Source organism: Paraburkholderia sp. GAS32, assembly GCF_050434225.1.
GTDB lineage: Bacteria > Pseudomonadota > Gammaproteobacteria > Burkholderiales > Burkholderiaceae > Paraburkholderia > Paraburkholderia madseniana.
Genome location: NZ_JBNPVS010000117.1, coordinates 1 through 2,258 on the forward strand (window position 1 = coordinate 1; position 2,258 = coordinate 2,258).

The following is a 2,258-nucleotide window of genomic DNA, read 5'->3' on the forward strand; positions in this document are numbered from 1 at the left end:
GCATCGCTCGCAGCATCAAACTGCTCGTTGACCATAATTGCTTGCCTGTCCTACAACCCAGCCAAACTGTCATAACCTCTGTGCAGCGGTACTAGACTGCTGGAGCTGATGACAGTCCGACGCAATAAGGCGTCGCGCAGTGCGGAGGAGGATCGATGACAGCAAACATGATCGCAGTGGTGACGGGTGCGAGCAGAGGCGCCGGAAAGGGCATCGCGATAGCGCTTGGAGAAGCCGGGGCCACGGTCTATGTCACCGGACGCAGTGCCACTGGGGGCGAAACGCCCTTCGGCGGTTCAGTAAATGAAACAGCCGAACTCGTGTCTCGCACAGGCGGGATAGGAATTGGAGTTGTGCTCGATCACGCAGACGATCTGGCAGTGGCAGATTTTTTCGCCGACGTCCGTCGTCAACACGGGCGTCTCGATATCCTCGTTAACCATGCCGCAAAGCTTGGTGCGCCCGCTCAGGGCGGCTTCTGGGAAAAACCGTTGGATACGGCCGATCTGATTACCGTCGGACTGCGCTCGCACTACGTGGCTAGCTACTATGCTGCGCCGCTTCTGATTGCCAATGGCCGTGGACTGATTGTCAACACCGGACACTACGGTGCCGTCAGCTACTATCAGAACCCGGCCTACGGTACCCAAAAGGCAGGTGCGGACAAAATGGCAGCCGATATGGCGAAAGAGTTACGGCCATACAATGTCGGCGTGGTTTCCATCTGGATGGGTGGTTTAGATACCGAACGTGCTCGCGCCTAGCTGAGTCCGTCAAGACGGGTTCGCTGGCCGCTTACCCTGGATGATGTGGTGGATGAAGTCAATGACCATCCGAAGAAGCACTGTCGAACACGTCTTCGGCACGCTGAAGCATTGGATGGGGGCCACCCACTTCCTGACCCGGACGCTGGGACGCGTGAGCACGGAAATGAGTCTTCAGGTATTGGCCTACAACCTGAAGCGCGTCATTAATATACTTGGGGTTGCCGGGATGATGAAGGCGATGAGGATGACTGCAAGCTGAAGCCCCAAGGGGCTTCTTGCGCCCGCGGATGTTTGATTAGCGCAAGCGAGACGCATCTAACTTTATCGACCGACCGGCAACCTCGCCCTCAGAGCCAAAACTGAGTTTCCACACAGGCTCGGCCGGGTGGCGCCTCATGCGATTGGCATACCTGCTTCGGCCTTGCACGGCGGCGATCGGCAGCACGCGACCCACAGGAGCCAGTTGCGCTTGCAGAAAACAGGCGTAGCGACACTGCTTAGCTCGCTGATACAGACGCTCCTGCCGAATCGAGCTTAATTTTTTGCCGGTCGGCCGTCCGGCGTATAGTCGTGCCGTCAGCGTTCATCTAACGAATAAAATGACTCCGATTCCGCCGTTTGATGTTCTTGCCAAAAACTACGGAGCCGAGATTGTTCGGTTCCGGGGTCTATCCACAATTTCGATGGCTTGCAGAGTAGATCGTGCCGTGGATATTGGTTTCACGGCGCGTCGTCAATCATTGCTGGCGCTGGTGTTCCGTTCCCCACCGCGTTTTGAGATCGCTCAAGGAGTGTTCGCCTATGGACCGGGTGCGACATCAGCAAGCGAGTTCATAAGTGCCGATGACAGCCTTCGCGTTGCGCTGAGTCTATTGCTGTCGAGTTTCCGCTGTAGCGTCGAGTGGTCAGAAAACGTAGTATCGGTGCGCGTCAGCTCCGGCGTCGCAGATGCTGACGCGACCGGCGGCCAGCGCTTTCTGTCGAATCTGGCGCTGATCGCCGAAAGGTTAAGCGCGATTGGCAAGAAGCCTATGGCGATAGATCGTCGACGAGAAGGGTATGGTCCCGTACTCATTCGCAAAATCACGCTGACGGCTTCCTTCGTTGCGCCGCTGATAGTGTTACTTGCTGTGGGATATTGGGTTCGACGTGGCTGAACGATTGGCGGTTGTTAGCGATCTAGGTGGCAATGTCGAACGTCCCTTACTGGCCGGCTGGCGTCCTTGGTGTCGACGCCGACCGAACCCCGGCGAGCGACCGGACTGAACTCCGTGCCATACTTGCGAATCCCTCGCCCATATGCCAACGACCTTGATGACCGCCTTTTCCGCGTCCATCGGCTTTAACTTCAACCCGCTCGACCGCCGCTCCGACAAGCGGGACGACCACGCCTTCTTCGAGCATCTAAGTAGCGACCCGGCCGCGCGCTTTCTCGTCTTCGACGGCGACGTCCCCTTGCTCAAGCGAGGCAGCGAGTATGACCCGTGGTTC

General features: G+C 57.7%; 2 protein-coding genes and 1 pseudogene. All 3 read left to right on the top strand.

The window, feature by feature from the left end:
- Nucleotides 1-155 precede the first annotated feature (155 nt).
- Nucleotides 156-764 (top strand): SDR family NAD(P)-dependent oxidoreductase, encoded by a 609-nt coding sequence (locus P3T25_RS48400; RefSeq protein ID WP_429364853.1) that lies wholly within the window; start codon nucleotides 156-158, stop codon nucleotides 762-764.
- 61 nt (nucleotides 765-825) lie between these two features.
- A pseudogene (locus tag P3T25_RS48405) lies at nucleotides 826-1,026 on the top strand (transposase); the annotation flags it as partial.
- 340 nt (nucleotides 1,027-1,366) lie between these two features.
- Entirely contained in the window at nucleotides 1,367-1,924 is a 558-nt protein-coding gene (locus P3T25_RS48410) for a hypothetical protein (RefSeq protein ID WP_429364855.1), read from the top strand.
- Nucleotides 1,925-2,258: the final 334 nt, after the last annotated feature.